This window comes from Massilia haematophila, from assembly GCF_042647645.1.
Lineage (GTDB): Bacteria > Pseudomonadota > Gammaproteobacteria > Burkholderiales > Burkholderiaceae_D > Telluria > Telluria haematophila.
Window position 1 is genome coordinate 453,541 of record NZ_JBHRVV010000001.1, and the last position, 15,604, is coordinate 469,144.

Annotated in this window: 18 protein-coding genes; 6 read left to right on the forward strand and 12 right to left on the reverse strand. The window is 67.4% G+C overall.

Annotated elements, in window-relative coordinates:
* Nucleotides 1–101: 101 nt before the first annotated feature.
* The gene (locus ACFOPH_RS01890; protein WP_312551618.1) at nucleotides 102–314 is read right to left on the reverse strand and encodes a hypothetical protein; all 213 of its coding nucleotides are present in this window, start codon (nucleotides 312–314) and stop codon (nucleotides 102–104) included.
* Nucleotides 315–460: 146 nt separating this feature from the next.
* On the opposite strand from ACFOPH_RS01890, the gene ACFOPH_RS01895 reads away from it, so the two are divergent.
* The 3 genes from ACFOPH_RS01895 to ACFOPH_RS01905 all read left to right on the forward strand — a co-directional run bounded on the left by ACFOPH_RS01895 (nucleotide 461) and on the right by ACFOPH_RS01905 (nucleotide 2,464).
* The gene (locus tag ACFOPH_RS01895; protein ID WP_312551617.1) at nucleotides 461–1,210 is read left to right on the forward strand and encodes a phosphatase PAP2 family protein; all 750 of its coding nucleotides are present in this window, start codon (nucleotides 461–463) and stop codon (nucleotides 1,208–1,210) included.
* The gene (locus tag ACFOPH_RS01900) at nucleotides 1,210–2,046 is read left to right on the forward strand and encodes a metallophosphoesterase family protein (protein ID WP_312551616.1); all 837 of its coding nucleotides are present in this window, start codon (nucleotides 1,210–1,212) and stop codon (nucleotides 2,044–2,046) included. The genes ACFOPH_RS01895 and ACFOPH_RS01900 overlap by 1 nt, the downstream gene beginning before the upstream one ends.
* A gap of 61 nt (nucleotides 2,047–2,107) precedes the next feature.
* Entirely contained in the window at nucleotides 2,108–2,464 is a 357-nt protein-coding gene (locus ACFOPH_RS01905) for a translation initiation factor Sui1 (protein ID WP_379733116.1), read from the forward strand.
* A 126-nt stretch (nucleotides 2,465–2,590) separates the two neighbouring features.
* Here the strand turns inward: ACFOPH_RS01905 and cls are convergent, their stop codons facing one another.
* The 8 genes from cls to ACFOPH_RS01945 form a co-directional block, all read right to left on the reverse strand.
* On the reverse strand, nucleotides 2,591–3,979 hold the full coding sequence (gene cls, locus ACFOPH_RS01910) for a cardiolipin synthase (protein ID WP_312551614.1): 1,389 nt from the start codon (nucleotides 3,977–3,979) through the stop codon (nucleotides 2,591–2,593).
* Nucleotides 3,976–6,141: a site-specific recombinase gene (locus tag ACFOPH_RS01915; protein ID WP_379733118.1), complete on the reverse strand. Its 2,166-nt coding sequence runs from the start codon at nucleotides 6,139–6,141 to the stop codon at nucleotides 3,976–3,978. Before ACFOPH_RS01915 ends, cls begins: the two co-directional genes overlap by 4 nt.
* Before the next feature lie 165 nt (nucleotides 6,142–6,306).
* Nucleotides 6,307–6,801: a hypothetical protein gene (locus tag ACFOPH_RS01920; RefSeq protein ID WP_379733120.1), complete on the reverse strand. Its 495-nt coding sequence runs from the start codon at nucleotides 6,799–6,801 to the stop codon at nucleotides 6,307–6,309.
* A gap of 129 nt (nucleotides 6,802–6,930) precedes the next feature.
* On the reverse strand, nucleotides 6,931–7,518 hold the full coding sequence (locus tag ACFOPH_RS01925; protein WP_379733122.1) for an NUDIX domain-containing protein: 588 nt from the start codon (nucleotides 7,516–7,518) through the stop codon (nucleotides 6,931–6,933).
* Between the two features lie 203 nt (nucleotides 7,519–7,721).
* On the reverse strand, nucleotides 7,722–8,390 hold the full coding sequence (locus ACFOPH_RS01930) for an OmpA family protein (RefSeq protein ID WP_379733124.1): 669 nt from the start codon (nucleotides 8,388–8,390) through the stop codon (nucleotides 7,722–7,724).
* A 143-nt stretch (nucleotides 8,391–8,533) separates the two neighbouring features.
* Nucleotides 8,534–8,680: a lmo0937 family membrane protein gene (locus ACFOPH_RS01935; protein WP_136223041.1), complete on the reverse strand. Its 147-nt coding sequence runs from the start codon at nucleotides 8,678–8,680 to the stop codon at nucleotides 8,534–8,536.
* Between the two features lie 88 nt (nucleotides 8,681–8,768).
* On the reverse strand, nucleotides 8,769–8,996 hold the full coding sequence (locus ACFOPH_RS01940) for a hypothetical protein (protein WP_312552286.1): 228 nt from the start codon (nucleotides 8,994–8,996) through the stop codon (nucleotides 8,769–8,771).
* A gap of 183 nt (nucleotides 8,997–9,179) precedes the next feature.
* On the reverse strand, nucleotides 9,180–9,935 hold the full coding sequence (locus tag ACFOPH_RS01945; RefSeq protein WP_379733126.1) for an outer membrane lipoprotein: 756 nt from the start codon (nucleotides 9,933–9,935) through the stop codon (nucleotides 9,180–9,182).
* 225 nt (nucleotides 9,936–10,160) lie between these two features.
* On the opposite strand from ACFOPH_RS01945, the gene ACFOPH_RS01950 reads away from it, so the two are divergent.
* Nucleotides 10,161–10,892: a Crp/Fnr family transcriptional regulator gene (locus ACFOPH_RS01950; protein WP_379733128.1), complete on the forward strand. Its 732-nt coding sequence runs from the start codon at nucleotides 10,161–10,163 to the stop codon at nucleotides 10,890–10,892.
* Nucleotides 10,893–11,106: 214 nt separating this feature from the next.
* On the opposite strand, the gene ACFOPH_RS01955 is transcribed toward ACFOPH_RS01950, so the two are convergent.
* The 3 genes from ACFOPH_RS01955 to ACFOPH_RS01965 form a co-directional block, all read right to left on the reverse strand.
* The gene (locus tag ACFOPH_RS01955) at nucleotides 11,107–11,328 is read right to left on the reverse strand and encodes a glycine zipper 2TM domain-containing protein (protein ID WP_312552280.1); all 222 of its coding nucleotides are present in this window, start codon (nucleotides 11,326–11,328) and stop codon (nucleotides 11,107–11,109) included.
* Nucleotides 11,329–11,357: 29 nt separating this feature from the next.
* Complete coding sequence (locus ACFOPH_RS01960) at nucleotides 11,358–11,672, reverse strand: BON domain-containing protein (RefSeq protein WP_312552277.1); 315 nt, start codon at nucleotides 11,670–11,672, stop codon at nucleotides 11,358–11,360.
* Between the two features lie 152 nt (nucleotides 11,673–11,824).
* Complete coding sequence (locus tag ACFOPH_RS01965; protein WP_379733130.1) at nucleotides 11,825–13,891, reverse strand: AsmA family protein; 2,067 nt, start codon at nucleotides 13,889–13,891, stop codon at nucleotides 11,825–11,827.
* 188 nt (nucleotides 13,892–14,079) lie between these two features.
* On the opposite strand from ACFOPH_RS01965, the gene ACFOPH_RS01970 reads away from it, so the two are divergent.
* Together ACFOPH_RS01970 and ACFOPH_RS01975 are read left to right on the forward strand one after the other, a co-directional pair.
* Nucleotides 14,080–14,466 (forward strand): DUF4398 domain-containing protein, encoded by a 387-nt coding sequence (locus tag ACFOPH_RS01970; protein ID WP_312552271.1) that lies wholly within the window; start codon nucleotides 14,080–14,082, stop codon nucleotides 14,464–14,466.
* Between the two features lie 200 nt (nucleotides 14,467–14,666).
* Nucleotides 14,667–15,569, forward strand: a complete 903-nt coding sequence (locus tag ACFOPH_RS01975) for an OmpA family protein (protein WP_379733132.1) — start codon at nucleotides 14,667–14,669, stop codon at nucleotides 15,567–15,569.
* Nucleotides 15,570–15,604: the final 35 nt, after the last annotated feature.

Genomic DNA, 15,604 nt, shown 5'->3' on the forward strand with positions numbered 1-15,604 from the left:
CGGCGCCCGATGTGCAAACGGCAACCATGATGGCTGCCGCGCCGGTCTTGCCGCGCCCCGGCCAGTGCGCAAGGGCAGCGGCCGAGGGCGAAGGGAATGCTTCAGTGGGCTTTCGAGAGGATCAGCAGCCAGCGGCCGAACAGCAGGACTTCGACGTGACCCGCATCGATGCCGGTATCGCATTCGATGAGGGGGTTGACCGGGTAGAAGCGCTTGCGGAAGTCACGCGTGAGCGAGAGTTCGCGGCGGCCGAAGCGCATCATGAAAGGAGCAGGAGCGTATTCCAGGCCGAAGGAGTTGTTCAGAGTGGTCATTGACGGATCCCTTGTGTTTGTTTGTTGTGTTGGTCAAGTGAGTACAGAATAGCATAACCACTGTATAAATCTACAGGTACTGTACAAATAACCAGTAAAATTTTTTAACCGTGGTTTTTTTGCCATCCAGCCCCATTTGCTTGCGCATGGATAATTCGCTGACTTCCCGCCTGCACCGCTTTGCCGCCGCCCGTGTCTCGCCCGAGGAGCAGTTCGGCCTGCACCTGACGGTCGGCGTGCTGGTGCTGCTGCTGGCGATGGCGGGGTTTGCCCGTATCGCCGGTGCGGTGGTGGCCGGTGCGCCGATCACCCAGCTCGACGTCGAGCTGGCGAACTGGCTGCATGCGCACGCCAACGATAGCCCCGTCCTGCGTCACTTCTTGATGGGCATTACCCATCTGCACAGTACGCCCGGCATGCTGACGCTCACGGCGCTGGCCGCGTGGTGGTTCCACCGCCGCGGCGCGCGCCACTGGATACCCACATTGCTGGCGGCAGTGCCGGGCGGGATGGTGCTGAACGTCCTGATGAAGCACACCTTCGAGCGCGCCCGTCCGCATTTCGACGAGCCGCTGCTCACGCTCTCGACCTACAGTTTCCCCAGCGGGCACGCGTTGGCCGCGACCGTGTTCTACGGCCTGCTGGCCTGCTACCTGGCGCGCCATGCCCACGGCTGGGGCCGGCGCGCCGGCATCGTGCTGCTGGCCTGCCTGATGGTGGCGCTGGTGGCCGGCTCGCGCCTCTACCTGGGCGCCCATTACCTGTCCGACGTGCTGGCGGCCATGGCCGAAGGCTGCGCCTGGCTGTCGATCTGCGTGACCGGCGTGGCCACCCTGCGCCGGCGCCAGGCGGCGCGTGCGCGGGGCGGCGCCGCCAACCTGAACGAGGAAACCTGATGCGTACACTTGTGCATTTGTCCGACCTGCATTTCGGCCGCGTCGACGGCGGCCTGCTGGCGCCCTTGCGCGAACTGATCCACAACGTGGCGCCGGACGTGCTGGTGGTGTCGGGCGACCTGACCCAGCGCGCCCGCAGCGAGGAGTTCGAGCAGGCGCGCGCCTTCCTCGACACGCTGCCGGGGCCGCAGATCGTGGTGCCGGGCAACCACGACATCTCGCTGTACAACGTGTTCCGGCGTTTCGCCAAGCCGCTCGACCGCTACAAGCGCTACATCACGGACGACCTCGACCCCATCTATATCGACGGCGAGGTCGCCGTGGTCGGCGTCAACACGGCGCGCTCGCTGACGATCAAGGACGGGCGCGTCAACCGCGAGCAGGTCGGGCGCATCCGCGAACGGCTCGCCGGGCTCGACCCGCGCATCACGCGCATCGTCGTCACCCACCATCCCTTCGACCTGCCGGAAACCTTCGAGCAGCGCGACCTGGTGAACCGCGCGCCGATGGCGATGGAGGTGTTCGCCGAATGCGGCGTCGACGTACTGCTGGCCGGCCACATGCACGTGAGCCACGCGGCCAGCACGGCGATGCGCTACCAGATCGACGCCTACGCGGCGCTGGTGGTGCAGGCCGGCACCGCGACCTCGACCCGTGGCCGCGGCGAGACCAATTCCTTCAACGTCCTGCGCGTCGAACACGAGCGGGTCGAGGTCGACCGCTATGGCTGGGACGTGCTGGACGGCGTGTACCGGATCGTCGTTACCGAAAAGTTCGTGCGCAGCGGCAGCGTGTGGGCGCCGGCGGCGGAAGGGATGCTGGCGGCCGGCCTGTAATGTGGCCGCCAGGGCTGCTACACTCGCGGCTTTCACAACGCAACAGGGCTTCGAGTACAACATGAAGAGCAGTTCTAACGGCGGCCTCGTCTACTCCACCGATGGCGGGCGCATGTGTCCCGCATGCCGGCGTCCGCTCGGCGAGTGCGCCTGCAAGGCCCAGGCCGCGCCCAGGGGCGATGGCGTGGTGCGGGTGTCGCGCCAGACCAAGGGCCGTGGCGGCAAGTGCGTGACCGTCGTCAAGGGCCTGGCGCTCGACGCCGCCGCGCTGGCGACGCTGGGCAAGGCCTTGCGCACGGCCTGCGGTTCGGGCGGCACCGTCAAGGACGGCGTGATCGAGATCCAGGGCGACCACTGCGACCGGGTGATGGAGGAGCTCGGTAAGCAAGGCCACCAGCCGAAACGGGCCGGCGGCTGACAGAGCGCCTGACGGCGCCCCTAGGGCGGCGTTGCATCGTTTCGCCGTACGCTCGTACTGTCTTCAACGATGCGTCGGGTGGCCGCATCCCTTGCCCCAGGGGTGTCGCCAGGCGCTCTGAAGGCGTTAGATCCAATACTCCGTCAGGCGCGCCGCCCATTCCTTGACCCGGTCCGACCAGGGCCGGTCGCGCCACTCGTCGAGCGTGACTTCCTTCGACGAACGCAGGTCCTCGTTGAAGGCGTTCTCCATGTCGCGCCCGAAGCCCGGGTCGATCACCACCACGTTCAGTTCGTAGTTGTGGATGAAGCTGCGGCGGTCGATGTTGGCCGAGCCGATGGTCGACCAGGCGCCGTCGATCACCGCCGTCTTCGCGTGCAGCACGGCCACCTGCAGCTGGAAGATGCGCACGCCGCCGGCCAGCAGCTGGTCGTAGAAGGCGCGGCCGGCGTGCATCACCAGGCCGTGGTCGGACACGCCCGGCAGCACCAGCTTGACGTCGACGCCGCGTTGCGCAGCCGCGATGAGGGCGTCGACGGTCTGCTGGTCGGGCACGAAATAGGCCGAGGTGATGTGCACCGATTTCTTGGCCTCGTTGATCGCCACCAGCAGCGACTTGTAGATTTCCGAGTGCCGGTTCGGCTCGGTGGCCAGCACCCGCACGAACTTGTCGCCGGCCGGCGCCAGGCGCGGGAAGTACTCGACCGCCGGCAGTTCGCCGGCCTCCTGGCGCACCCAGTTGTCGATGAAGGCCCACTGCAGCGTGGCCACCGCCGGCCCCTCGATCCGGATGTGGGTATCGCGCCAGCCCACCTTGTCCTTGTCGACGTTGTCCGGCTTGCGCTTCGAGCGGAACAGCGAGCTGTTGGCGTAGTCGGCGCTGATGTTGATGCCGCCGGTGAAGCCGACGCTGCCGTCGACCACCAGGATCTTGCGGTGGTCGCGGTTGTTGATCGACCAGTTGCCCTTGGCCTTGGCCGGATTGATCGGATTAAAGGCGAGCATGTTGACGCCGGCGGCGCGCATGTTGTCGAAGAAGGCCTTGGGCGTGCCGATGGTGCCGACGCTGTCGTACATCACGTTCACGACCACGCCCTGGCGCTGCTTTTCCATCAGCAGCTCGGCGAACTGCAGGCCGATCGGGTCCTGGTCGAAGATATAGGTCTCGAGGTTGATCGAGGTTTTCGCATTCCTCACCGCGTCGATCATGGCGCGCAGGGTGGCCGGACCGTCGAACAGCAGCCGGACGTCGTTGCCGGCGATCAGGGGCACGCCGGTGGCCTGCTCCTCGAGCACGGCCAGCTGCTTCAGGTCGGGGCTGGCGTTGGCCCAGCGCCGCGCCAGCAGCTTCGACGCCTGGGCCTGCGGCATCGGGCCCTTGGCGGTGGTGATGGTCGGCGCCGACTTGGCCGGGGTATCGGGCAGTTGTTCGACGTCGGGCAGCGTCTTGCAGGAAGCGACGACGCACAGGAAGGCGAGGGCGGCGGCCCAGAGCGACATGCGATGCTTGTTCATTTGTTCCCCCTGGTAACCTCTGGCGCGGCGTCGATGACGTCCGGGTCCTTCGGGCCGATGAAGAAGTCGAGCGGCGCGCGCAGGAAGCGCCGCCCCAGTGCGCGCAGCAGCAGGATGCCGCGCGTGAAACGGATCCTGCGGGCGCGCAGCGCCACCGACAGCGCCAGGTGGAAGCTGACGATCAGGTTGACGGCGCCGATCAGCGCCACGCCCAGCACGGCATTCGCGACCATTGGCCAGCTCATCTGGTAGTCGAGTCCCACCAGGGCGGTGGCGAAATTCGCGGTCGAGAAGGTGACGTGGCGGATGTCGAGCGGCAGCCCGAGCAGGTAGCCGACGGTGCCGGTGGTGCCGAGCAGGATGCCGAAGAAGAAGTTACCCATCAGGCCGCCCAGGTTGTCCTCGACGTAGACCGACAGGCGCGCGCGCCGCTCGGCGCCCAACAGCCAGCCGAGCCAGCGCAGCTGGCGCACGCGCTGGCCCATGCGGGTATACAGCGCCTTGTTGTCGTAGTAGCCGGAGATCAGGCCGGCGACGAACAGCCAGACCCCGGCGATGGCCGCATAGAACAGCGCCGGCGTGTGGATCGGGTCGATGTCGTGCAGCAGGTGGTGTGCTTTTTCGGGCGTGACCAGGTGGTGGCCAGTCATCTGCTGGTAGGCGATGGCGATCAGGAGCGCGGTCGGGAAGGCGACCGCGACGTTGCCGAGCACCGAGACGATCTGGGTGCGGAATACCTTGTTGACCAGCTCGGCCATGCTGTCGAAGTCGATGTCGCGGCCGTCGCGGCTGTGCAGGCCGGCCGCGATGCGCTGGGCCGTCATCGCCGGCTGCTTGGTGGCGATGGTCCAGTGCAGCATGTGCACGAGCATGAAGCCGAGCGAATAGTTCATGCTGAACAGGAAGGACTCGATCAGGGGCGCGGCCCGCAGGTGGCTCAGCATGATCTTGAACATCGCCATGAAGCCGACGATGAAACCGGCGCCGGCCGAGGCGCCGAACATGCGGCGCAGGCCGCCGCGGCTTTCGGCGATGTAGTGCTCGCCGGTGCGGCTGGCGTTCTCCGTCACGTTGCGCGCCAGCAGGTCGATGTTGTCGCGGAACAGCCCGCTGACCTGGTACTTGGTGTTGTGTCCCTCGACCAGTTCCTGGGCCAGGGCCACGGCGGCGGCGCGGCGCTTGCTGTCGTGCGCCGGTGCGCCCTGCGCGGTGGTCGCCGGCAGCAGGGTGCCGCCGTAGTTGTTGAGGTACTCGCCGAGTTCGATGCTGTCCTGCTCCGAGGTCTCGATCGAGAGCGCTGCGGGAGCGGGCAGGGCGCGCGGCCGCGCCACCTCGCTGACGTCGACCAGGAACAGCAGCTTGCGCAGGCGGCCGATGCTCTGGGTGATCGCCACCAGTACATAGGTCAGGGCGACGCTGGTGCCGAAGCTGAGCGAATTGCGGCGGATCTTCGCCACCACGCCTTCGCACTGGTCCAGCATCACCAGCAGGTGGCGGGCGTCGTCCGGACGCTCGACGGTGCCGTCGAGATAGCGCCCGTAGGCGTCGAGGTAGGTGTTGACCTCGATGTTCTGCATCAGGAAGGGCGAGTCGAATTCCTCGATCTGGCTGTAGCTGTGCACCAGGCGCGGTTCCAGGCCCAGCGCGCAGATGCGGCACGACAGGGTGCGGATCGCGTCCAGCATGCCGCTGACGGTCACGTAATGGGCGCGGTCGGGCGCCGCGCCCTGCGGCGTCGGGGCGTTGGCGAGGACGTCGAACAGGGCCAGCCAGTCCTCGTCCGGCACGGCGCGGATCCACTCGTGGTCGTCCTCGGCGTACAGCACGCGGTCGAGGGCATCGGACAGGTAGATGTCGTCCAGCGCCGGCGGCAGCACGCGGTAGGCGATGCGGCGCTTCAGTTCGGTGAAGAAGCCGTCGTTGGAGAGGATGCCGACGTCGCTGTACAGGCTGGTATGGCGGCGCTTCTCGAGCAGGGTGACGATGTAGCTGCGCAGCGCCCAGGCCTGCTGCGGGTTGCCCTTCAACAGTTGCGTCAAGGTGCGCACGGCGGCGCGCGCATGGGGGCGGTCGCGGCGGCGCGGGCGCAGGCAGCAGACCAGTTCGACCAGCAGGTCGATGCGGTCGCTATGCGGGTCGATGCGTTCGAGAATGGCGAGCATAAGTGGTCCGGTCTCCGGGATAGACAGTGTACGCGTGAGGCCGCTGGAATATTGGTACGGCAACGAACAGATGGGCAGTGATGACGAGAAATACCGCGGCGCGCAGGCGCGCCGCCGGCCGGCACTATAACCGATCGCGGCAGGCGCCGTGCTGATGAGGAAGGTTCAGGTGAAGGAGAGCAGGAAGGCGGTTGCCAGGAAGCCGGCCGCCCAGCAGGCCGCGCCGCAAGCCACCGCCAGGCCGAGGGCGCCGTTCCAGCCGCGGCGCGGATAGCGCCGGCCATAGCGGCGGCGCACCGCGGCCCATTGCGGCCAGGCCGCACCCAGCAGCCACAGCGCCAGCCAGGCCAGCGCCAGCCACTGGAACAGGGGAGAATCGCCGTTCAGGCGGCGGTTGACGGCGCCGGCCAGCAGTTGCAGCGCCAGCATGGCCAGGCTGGCGCCCAACCAGCGCCGCGCGCCGGCCGCCGCCCGTTCGTCGCCGAGGATGCGCCAGTTGTGCATCAGGAGCCAGGAGCCGAAGGCGGGGGTGAACACCAGGCTCCAGGCGGCGACGGCCGAGGGACGCCATAAGGCACCCCGGTCGTCCTGGGCCGGGGCGAGCGCAGGGGTGGGATCGATGGCGTGCTCGGGATCGGCGGTGTGGCAGGCGTCGCGCATGATGACGAAAGGAAATGTTGCTCAGTTGAAGCAACACTATCGCGCGCCTGCCGGGCGCCGTCTTGCGCGGCGTCGAAGCCGCGCACGCGCTGGATCAAGGAGCGCGGGAGCGCGGCATGGACCGTGGGGTCAGGCCCCGCGCGCCATCAGCTGCAGTTGCAGGTACTGCAGCAGCACGACGGTCTTGACGTCCTCGATCTCGCCGCGCGCCAGCCGCGCGAACACGTCGTCGTAGCCGAGTTCGAGCACCTCGATGTCCTCGCCTTCCTCCTGCTTGCCGCCGCCGCCGTCGCGGCGCTTGTCCGGCGTGTAGCGGGCCACGAAGTAGTGCACGCGCTCGGTGCTCACGCCGGGACTGGCGAACAGCGTCATCACGTGCTCCACCGCGTCGACCTGGTAGCCGGTCTCTTCGCGGATCTCGGCGCGCACCCGCTCGGCCGGGTCGGCGCCGTCGAGGACCCCGGCCGCGGTCTCGAGCAGGTAGCCGTGGTGGCCCGCCACGTGGGCGCCGATGCGGAACTGGCGTGTCAGCAGCACGGTGCGGCGCACCGGGTCGTAGAGCAGGGCGGTGGCGCCGTCGGCGCTGGCGTACACCTCGCGCGCTTCGTGCTGCACGGCGCCGTCGCGGCGGCGCTGTTCGTAGGCGATTTTCTTGAGGGAAAAATAGTCGTCGGACAGCAGCTGCTCGCCGACGATGCGGACGGAATCCTGGTGCATGGGCGCTCCTTGGGTTCGGGCCAGCATACACGAGGGCGTCCCGGCGCCGCGCATGCGACACTGCGCAGGGCAGGGAGCAAAAAAACGCCCGGCGGTGAAGCCGGGCGTTGTTTGCGTCAAGCGTGAGTTCCGGTCAGAACTTGTCGCTTGCGCTCGGGCGGAAGGCAGGACCCATGCCGTTGTGCAGCTGGGCCCAGGAACGCTTAGCCGCGTGCCGGTTCCGCGACGTAGATCTCGACGCGGCGGTTGCGTGCGCGGCCTGCCGGGTCGGTGTTCGAGGCGATCGGCTCGCGGTCGGCGCGGCCTTCGATCGTGATGCGGCTCGGGTTCACGCCGCGGCCAGCCAGGTAGTCGCGGGTGCGGGCGGCGCGGTCGACCGACAGCGGCTGGTTGATCGCGGCGCTGCCGGTGTTGTCGGTATGGCCGATGATCACGACGTTGGTCGCCGGGTTCTCGTTCAGGGTGGCGGCGAAGCGCTGCAGGATCGGCTGGAAGTTCGACTTGATGTCCGAGCGGCCGGTGTCGAACGAGATGTCGCTCGGGATTTCCAGCTTCAGGCGGTTGTCCGAGGTCTGCGAGACCTGGACGCCGGTGCCCTGGGTTGCCTGTTCCATGGCCTGCTTCTGCTGTTCCATGCGCTTGGACCAGATGTTGCCGACGATGGCGCCGGCGGCGCCGCCGATCACCGCGCCCTTGGCGGCGCGGCTGCCGCCGCCGCCGCCGGTGGTGCCGCCGATCAGGGCGCCCAGTGCGGCGCCGGCGCCGGCGCCGGTGGCGGTGCCGCGCTGGGTGGCGCTCATGTCGGCGCAGCCGCTGACGCCGAGGGCGAGGATGGTTGCTGCGATCGCGGATTTGGTCAGGTTGGTATGCATTTACGCTCTCCTAGAAAAAATCCGTTTCGTAGGCGCACCCTGCGGGCGCGTCCGCGAAACGGATTGGTCAAACAACTTCAAATGGTGAAACAATTTTTTTTTCGCTCAAGATGGCGCATCACTGCGTCATTATAGCGGACTGGCTATATGCCTCGTCCGCTGATCAGACGCACCAGGATCATGATCACGGCAACCACCAGCAGGATGTGGATGAAGCCGCCGATCGTGTAGGAGGTGACCAGGCCGAGCAGCCAGAGAACGATCAGAACGATGGCAATGGTATAGAGCATGATGTGTCTCCTCATTCAAAGCGCCTGGAGTAGCGCGGTAGAGTCAGTATGACGAGGTCTGCTCTGCATCACCGTTCGATGGCGTACATTATGCGCGAGAGTTTTGTTCGGAACGCAATCCCGGGATCCAGCCCATGAAACCGAGCAGGCCGACGATGCCGATCAGGCAGGTCAGCAGGCCCCCGACGACCAGGAACATGACGTCGTGCGGCGCCAGTTCTTGCCCCAGCTCGGCCGGTGGGCCCGCCGAGACCAGGCCGAAGGCAGTCACAACCAATCCCCAAACGATGATGCCGATCCATGCAAGGCTGTTCATGTGATCCCCCTTATCGACGATATGTAGTGTTCGCACGCTCTTGAGGCGCAAAAGCATTCTCGGGCGAGCTCATCAGTACTTCCGTGCGCTGGCGCACATTGCGCTTGAGAAAATGTGCATTGAGGAAAAATAAAGGCCGGCGTCCGATGGACAGCCGGCCTCCGAGGCAGGGGCGGGAAAGGCTTATGCGGCGCGCAGGCGGCCCTTGACGATGCGGACGCGGTCGCCGCTGCGCCATTGCGGTTCGCTGTTTTGGTGGAAGGTACGCAGGGTGCCGTCGTCCAGGCGCACCCGGATCTCGTAGCTGGTGGTGGCCTTCATGTTGCCTTCGACCTGGTTGCCGACCACGGCGCCGCCGATGGCGCCGGCGACGGTGGCCAGCTGGCGGCCGCTGCCGCCGCCGACCTGGTTGCCGAGCAGACCACCGACCACGGCGCCGCCGGCCGCGCCCAGGCCGCTGCCCTGGGCGCGCTGCTTGATCGCGCGCACCGATTCGATGTTGCCGCAGTTCGAGCACCATTTCGGCGTGTCGGCGGCGGCCACCTGCACTGGTTTCGGCTTGGCCGCGCTGCGCACCGGTTCCGGTTCGGGAGCGGAGACGGGAGCGGGAGCGGCGACAGGGGCCGGAGCGGGGGCATAGCCCTGGACGGCCTGCTGCGCCGGATAGGCGGGAGCGAGGCCGGCGGCGCCCTGCTGGGCGAGCGGATCGGCGCCGACGACCGGCGCCACGGGTGCGGTTTGTGCCGGCGGCAGGCTGGCGGCGAGCGCGGCGCGGTCGGCCTCGCTGAGCTGGCGGCTCGCGTTGCCGCCGCTCGAAGACGGGATCCAGCCCAGGATGGCTGCGGTACCGACCAGGCAGAACAGCACGACGGCGAGGGCTGCGATCAGCAGCAGGGGATGGTGTTGGGCACGCGCCGGTGGAGTCGGAATATTGTTCATGGCTTGTCCTTGGCGGGTTGCAGGCACGCACGCGCGGCCCGCGCCGGCCAGGCGGGCTCGCCCGGTCGACGTCAGAATTGTCCCTAGGAACAACAAGGTATTCCGTGCGTCACCGAACATACTTCTCCCTATCGGACGCTTTACCCTGATCGAAATTGTTTGCAAATGTATCCGCCGCGCGTCCAGCCCGTTTTCGGGCGCCGCGCGGCTCACTGCGAGGGTCCGATGAATTACGCCGCTTCCCCCGACGTCGCCGAGCACAATGCCAACCTGTTGCTGGCCGCGCTCCCGCCGCAGGAGCTGGCCCAGGTATTGCCGATGCTCGACCAGGTGAAGGTCGAGGCCGGCGAGGTGCTGTCCGAGGCAGGTGAGCCTTTTCACCACATCTATTTTCCGCACGACTGCCTGATTTCCCTGCTCGGCGTCGCCGGCGGCCGCATGACGCTCGAGGTCGGGCTCGTCGGGCGCGAAGGCATGCTCGGCGCCACCGTGGCGCTGGGCCACCAGACCGCCCAGGTGCGCGCCGTGGTGCAGCGTCCCGGCAGCGCCAGCCGCATGACGAGCAGCGACTTCCGCGCCGAGTTCGCGCGCAATCCGGCGCTGCAGCGGGTGCTGTACCGCTACACCGACACCTTGCTCGCGCAGGCGATCCAGATCGCCGTCTGCAGCCGCTTCCACGTGCTCGAGGCGCGCCTGGCGCGTTCGCTCCTGATCACGCGCGACCGCCTGCAATCCGACAAGTTCCACCTGACCCACGAATTCCTGGCCCACGCGCTGGGCGTGCGCCGGGTCGGCGTGACCAAGGCGGCCAGCGCGCTGCAGCAGCAGGGGCTGATCATCTATAGCCGCGGCAATATCGAGATCCTCGATGCCGTCGGGCTGGGGGCGGCGGCCTGCACCTGCTACGAGATCGTCAAGGATGCGTCGGTAGGGGCCTTGTCGAGCGCCTTCGTTTGACCGCGTCGGGCGCTATTCGTGGCGCTTCTTGCAGGCGTAGGGTGGGCACCCCTGTGCCCACGCGTGACATTCGCATGGCGTTGGCGCATCAAGGCGGGCCAACAATGCTCATCGTTCACGCGTGGGCACGGGGTGCCCACCCTACGGGATCATCGTGCGGCATAAATAAAAAACGCCCCGCAAGCGGGGCGTTCTCTCATCCGATGAAGAGAACTTAGTTCGTCTTGCCGGTCTGGTTGCCGATCACGCCGCCGACGGCTGCGCCGCCGACCGTGCCGACTGCGCTGCCACCGGTCAGGACGCCGCCGACCACCGCGCCGGCGCCGGCGCCGATGGCGGTGTTCTTGTCCTGCTGCGACATGCCGGAGCAGCCGGTCAGGCCCAGGGCCAGGGTTGCGATGGTTGCGCTCACTGCCAGTTGTTTGATGTTTTTCATGATGATCTCCTATGGTGGGTTTTACAGCCTTACTTCAAGCGCAGGTCGTTGCGTACCGACTTGACGCCTTTCACGGTGCGCGCAACCGACGCTGCGGTTGCCACGTTATCCGCCGAGCTGACGAAACCGCTCAGCTGGACGATGCCTTCCCTGGTCGCGACGTCGATGTCCGCCGCCTGCAGCTCCGGCGCCTGGCCGATCGCTGCCTTCACGCCGCTGGTAATCGCGGCGTCGTCCACGCGCCGGGCTTGTTCTTCCACTGCGCCGGACGAGGCGCAGCCGCTCGCTGTCACCGCCAGGGTCAGGGCCGCGAGCAGTGCCGCGGCCGGTTTCCAATGCCTCATGCGTGTTCCTCATGTGCCGACGTGCTGTCCGGCGATGTTGTCAGGATAGACAAGCGCGACAGGGAAGTCTGTTCGACAACACACACTGCGGCTGGCCTCGATCGGGGGCGCCCGGCGGCAGCGCGCGTGCCGCGCCGGACGGCTGCCTGGGCTCAGCGCGTCTTGGTCTTGCCTGGCGGCGGCGCCGTGGGCTTGGTCTTCGCCAGCGCCACCAGGCGGCCGCAGTCGCTGTCCTCGCCCGGTCCGGTATTGATCAGCGGGATCAGGGCCGCCACCGGCGCCGCGATCGTAGCGAGCGCGACCGCGCCGCCGGCCTTCAACGCCAGCACGCCCTTGTCGACCGCGACGTCGGGCTTGCTGAAGGGGCCGCGCACGTACAGCGGCGAGCGCAGCGTGAACAGGCGCAGCGCCTTGGTCTCGGGATGGATGGTCAGGTCCAGCGCCTCGTTGCCGAGGTTGTCCGTGCCGTCGACCCGGATGATCGCCTCCTTGGTGTCGATTACGAAGACCTGGGACTGCATCACGCCCTTCTTGACGTCGAAGTCGGCCGCCAGGCAGTTCAGCTGCACCGGCTTGTCGCCGAACAGCTTGGTGACGATGATGTTGCCGACGTTCAGGCCCATCATCTCGAGCAGCATCTTGCTGATCGTGCCCTGGTTCACCAGCGCCTTGACTTCGCCGTTCGAGGAGCCGAGCAGGGCTGCGACCGAGGTGCCGGTGGCCGACAGCTGGGCGTCGCCGTTGACCTGGCCGACCGTCGCCTGCATCTGCTCGATGGTCGGGAACAGCTGCTTGATCTGGATGTGGCGCGCCTGCACCTTGGCGGTGGCGGCGATCGTGTTGCCCGCCTTGCCGCTGCCGTCCATGCGGATGGTCGAGCGCAGGGTGCCGCCGGCCACGCCGAAGTCGAGCGGCGCCAGGGTGATCACGCCGTCCTTCATGATCAGGTGGGCCGACAGCTTGCTGATCGGGAGCGTCTTTTCGCGGACAATCCTGTCCGCCGCGTAGCGCACGTCGGCGTCGATCGCTTTCCATCGTTCGGTACGGAACTCCTCGACCGGCAGCACCTTGCCGCCCGGCTGCACGGCTTCCACGCCGCGCGCCTTCTTGCTCGCGTTCGAGTCGGCGCCGACCAGCGGACCGAGGTCTTCGAACACCAGCTTGTTCGAGGCGACGTTGCCCGACAGCTTGCCGCGCGGCTTGCCGCCTTCGTAGACCAGCTTGCCGTGGATGTCGCTCGAGCCGACCTTGCCCTTGAAGTTCTCGTAGGTCCAGCGGCCGTACTCGCGGTCGAGCTCGCCGCGCAGGCGGCCCGAGGTCGAGAAGGCAGGGGTTTCGGGCAGCGTGATGCCGGTGAAGTTGTACAGGCGCGCCATGCTGCGTCCGGCCAGCTCGAGCTGGAGGTCGACCGCCTTCAGCTTGGCCGGCGCGGTGACCGTGCCCTCGATCGCAATGCGGCTCGGGCCGCTGCGCATGTCGGCCTGCACCGGATAGGGCGTGTCCTGGTCCTTCAGCGACAGCACCTGGCCGACCTTGCCGCCGCCGGTGACCGGGGCGCCGTTATAGCTGCCGCCGATCTCGAAGCCGATCCCGTACTTCGGGTCCTTGTCCAGGGTACGCACATGGGCCGTGACGTTGGCCTTGGTGACGGCGTCGACGAAGTGCACCACGCCGTCGGTCAGCACGATGCGCTCGAGGTCGAGCTTCCACTTCGATTCCTCTTCCTTCTTCTTGTAGACCCAGTTGTAGTGCTCGTCGTCGGTGCGCACCAGGTCGACGCGCGGCGCGTCGAAGCGCAGCACCGGAATGCCGATCGTCCGGTGCAGCAGGCCGAACGGGTTGAGCGAAAACGAGAACTGGCGCACCGAGGCCATGTCGGCCTGCTGCATGTTGGCCGGATTGCCGACGTGGACGTCGTTGGCGATCAGGTGCGGCCAGGGCAGCCAGTCGCGCAGGTGGCGGTCGCCCGGCGCCATGTTGCGCGCCGGGATTTCCCATTGCACGGCGAGGTTGCCGCGGATGGCGAACGGGCGCTCGATCGCTTCGCTTACCTTGGCGTTGAGCCAGGGCCGCGCCTTGTTCCAATCGAAAGTCAGGATGAAAATGACGGCGATCACCGGAATGGCGATCAGGACGCCGATTACGCTGAGCAGTATTTTCTTGCGGCGGCCGTTGTGTGGCTTGACGGCACTGCGCTCGGGGGTAGTAGTGTCGGGCATGACGATCCTTCGCTGGGAGTCAGTCTGGAGCCCAGCTTAGCGCAAAGCGCCGGAGGCTCGATGTGCGGTGTCGCACGCTGCCAATGGATGAGCGCTGCGAAGTGCGGTCAGTGTGCGCTAGCGAACCGAACTCTGCCGATAACAGGCTTATAACGTTAACAACTTCTTCACATAAACAGGAGAGCAGGATGGATACCCGATCCTTGAATACACGATTCCTTGGCGGCGCACTGTGCGCCGCGCTGCTGGCGCTGGCCGGCTGCGCCAGCCAGAAGGCCCCCGCCACCGCCGATGTCGCGGTGTCGCGCAACGCGGTCCAGAACGCGGTGCAGGCCGGCGCGGCCGAGCTGGCCCCGGCCGAGATCACCGCGGCGCGCGCCAAGATGATGCGCGCCAACGAGGCGCTGGCCGCCAGGGATTACCGACTGGCGCGCGAACTGGCGATGCAGGCCCAGGCCGACGCCCAGCTGGCGCAGAGCAAGGCCAACTCGGCCAAGGCCACCGCTGCCTCGGATGCGCTCAACGAGGACCTGCGCGTGCTGCGCCAGGAAGTCGAGCGCGCCAACTCGCAGTAAACAAAGGTACCGGGCGGGAGGCGCCCGCGCCTCTCCGCCAGGCGGCGCCCCGTGCGCCGCGCAGTTCGCCCATCGGGCGCCAATGTGCGCCGGCGCGTGCGCAGCTTCGATCCGCGCCGCTCGTCACAGCTTGGCACCGCACGGCGTCTTCACGAATCACATGCGCCGCCTGGCGCCAAAAAATAACGGAGGGCAAGATCATGAAAGCACGTTTCCTGAAACCGGCCGTTCTCGCCAGCGCCATCCTGCTGGCTGCCTGCAGCAGCACGCCGACCACCACCGCGACGCTGGACCAGGCGCGGTCGGATTTCGTCACCGCGAATAACAATCCGCAGGTGTCGACCTATGCGCCGCTCGAATTCAAGCAGGCCAGCGACGCCCTGAACGCCGCCAACGAGGCGGCCGCCAAGAACGAAAGCCTGAACGACATCGATCGCCTGGCCTACGTGGCCAAGCAGAAGATCGCCACCGCCCAGGAAGTGGCGCGCGCCAAAGCCGCCGAGGCGAACATCGCCAACGCCTCGCTCGAGCGCAACGCGGTCCGCCTGGAGGCGCGCACCGCCGAGGCCGAACGCGCCAAGCGCGAGGCCGAAGCGGCGCAGGCCGCCGCCATGACTGCCCAGCAGCAGGCGCAGGCGGCCCAGGCCCAGAACCAGGCGCTGGCCCAGCGCGCCGCCCAGCTCGAATCCCAGCTGGCCGAGCTGCACGCCACCAAGACCGAGCGCGGCATGGTCGTGACCATCGGCGACGTGCTGTTCGCCACCAACCAGGCCGACCTGACCCCGAACGGAATGTCGACCCTGCGCAAGCTGGCCGAGGTGATGAAACAGAACCCTGAGCGCACTGTGCTGGTCGAAGGGTTTACCGACAGCACCGGCAGCTCGAGCTACAACCAGGACCTGTCGCAGCGCCGCGCCAACGCCGTCGCCACCGCACTGGGCAGCATGGGCATCGAGCGCCAGCGCATCGCGACCCGCGCCTATGGCGAAGCGTTCCCGGTGGCCGGCAACGACAGCGCCGCGAACCGCCAGATGAACCGCCGCGTCGAGATCGTGCTGTCGAACGATAACGCGCCGATTCCGCAGCGTACCGCGGGCCGCTGATTCAAGCGTCAAGCGAGGGCGCCGAGCGGGGCGCC

Excerpts from the sequence above, each read along its gene's own strand:
- ACFOPH_RS01935 (WP_136223041.1), bottom strand. The coding sequence starts at position 8,680 with ATGCTCTATACCATTGCCATCGTTCTGATCGTTCTCTGGCTGCTCGGC.
- ACFOPH_RS01930 (WP_379733124.1), bottom strand. The coding sequence starts at position 8,390 with ATGCATACCAACCTGACCAAATCCGCGATCGCAGCAACCATCCTCGCC.
- cls (WP_312551614.1), bottom strand. The coding sequence starts at position 3,979 with ATGAACAAGCATCGCATGTCGCTCTGGGCCGCCGCCCTCGCCTTCCTG.
- ACFOPH_RS01965 (WP_379733130.1), bottom strand. The coding sequence starts at position 13,891 with ATGCCCGACACTACTACCCCCGAGCGCAGTGCCGTCAAGCCACACAAC.
- ACFOPH_RS01960 (WP_312552277.1), bottom strand. The coding sequence starts at position 11,672 with ATGAGGCATTGGAAACCGGCCGCGGCACTGCTCGCGGCCCTGACCCTG.
- ACFOPH_RS01940 (WP_312552286.1), bottom strand. The coding sequence starts at position 8,996 with ATGAACAGCCTTGCATGGATCGGCATCATCGTTTGGGGATTGGTTGTG.
- ACFOPH_RS01905 (WP_379733116.1), top strand. The coding sequence starts at position 2,108 with ATGAAGAGCAGTTCTAACGGCGGCCTCGTCTACTCCACCGATGGCGGG.
- ACFOPH_RS01895 (WP_312551617.1), top strand. The coding sequence starts at position 461 with ATGGATAATTCGCTGACTTCCCGCCTGCACCGCTTTGCCGCCGCCCGT.
- ACFOPH_RS01890 (WP_312551618.1), bottom strand. The coding sequence starts at position 314 with ATGACCACTCTGAACAACTCCTTCGGCCTGGAATACGCTCCTGCTCCT.
- ACFOPH_RS01955 (WP_312552280.1), bottom strand. The coding sequence starts at position 11,328 with ATGAAAAACATCAAACAACTGGCAGTGAGCGCAACCATCGCAACCCTG.
- ACFOPH_RS01900 (WP_312551616.1), top strand. The coding sequence starts at position 1,210 with ATGCGTACACTTGTGCATTTGTCCGACCTGCATTTCGGCCGCGTCGAC.
- ACFOPH_RS01915 (WP_379733118.1), bottom strand. The coding sequence starts at position 6,141 with ATGCTCGCCATTCTCGAACGCATCGACCCGCATAGCGACCGCATCGAC.
- ACFOPH_RS01920 (WP_379733120.1), bottom strand. The coding sequence starts at position 6,801 with ATGCGCGACGCCTGCCACACCGCCGATCCCGAGCACGCCATCGATCCC.
- ACFOPH_RS01950 (WP_379733128.1), top strand. The coding sequence starts at position 10,161 with ATGAATTACGCCGCTTCCCCCGACGTCGCCGAGCACAATGCCAACCTG.
- ACFOPH_RS01925 (WP_379733122.1), bottom strand. The coding sequence starts at position 7,518 with ATGCACCAGGATTCCGTCCGCATCGTCGGCGAGCAGCTGCTGTCCGAC.
- ACFOPH_RS01945 (WP_379733126.1), bottom strand. The coding sequence starts at position 9,935 with ATGAACAATATTCCGACTCCACCGGCGCGTGCCCAACACCATCCCCTG.
- ACFOPH_RS01975 (WP_379733132.1), top strand. The coding sequence starts at position 14,667 with ATGAAAGCACGTTTCCTGAAACCGGCCGTTCTCGCCAGCGCCATCCTG.
- ACFOPH_RS01970 (WP_312552271.1), top strand. The coding sequence starts at position 14,080 with ATGGATACCCGATCCTTGAATACACGATTCCTTGGCGGCGCACTGTGC.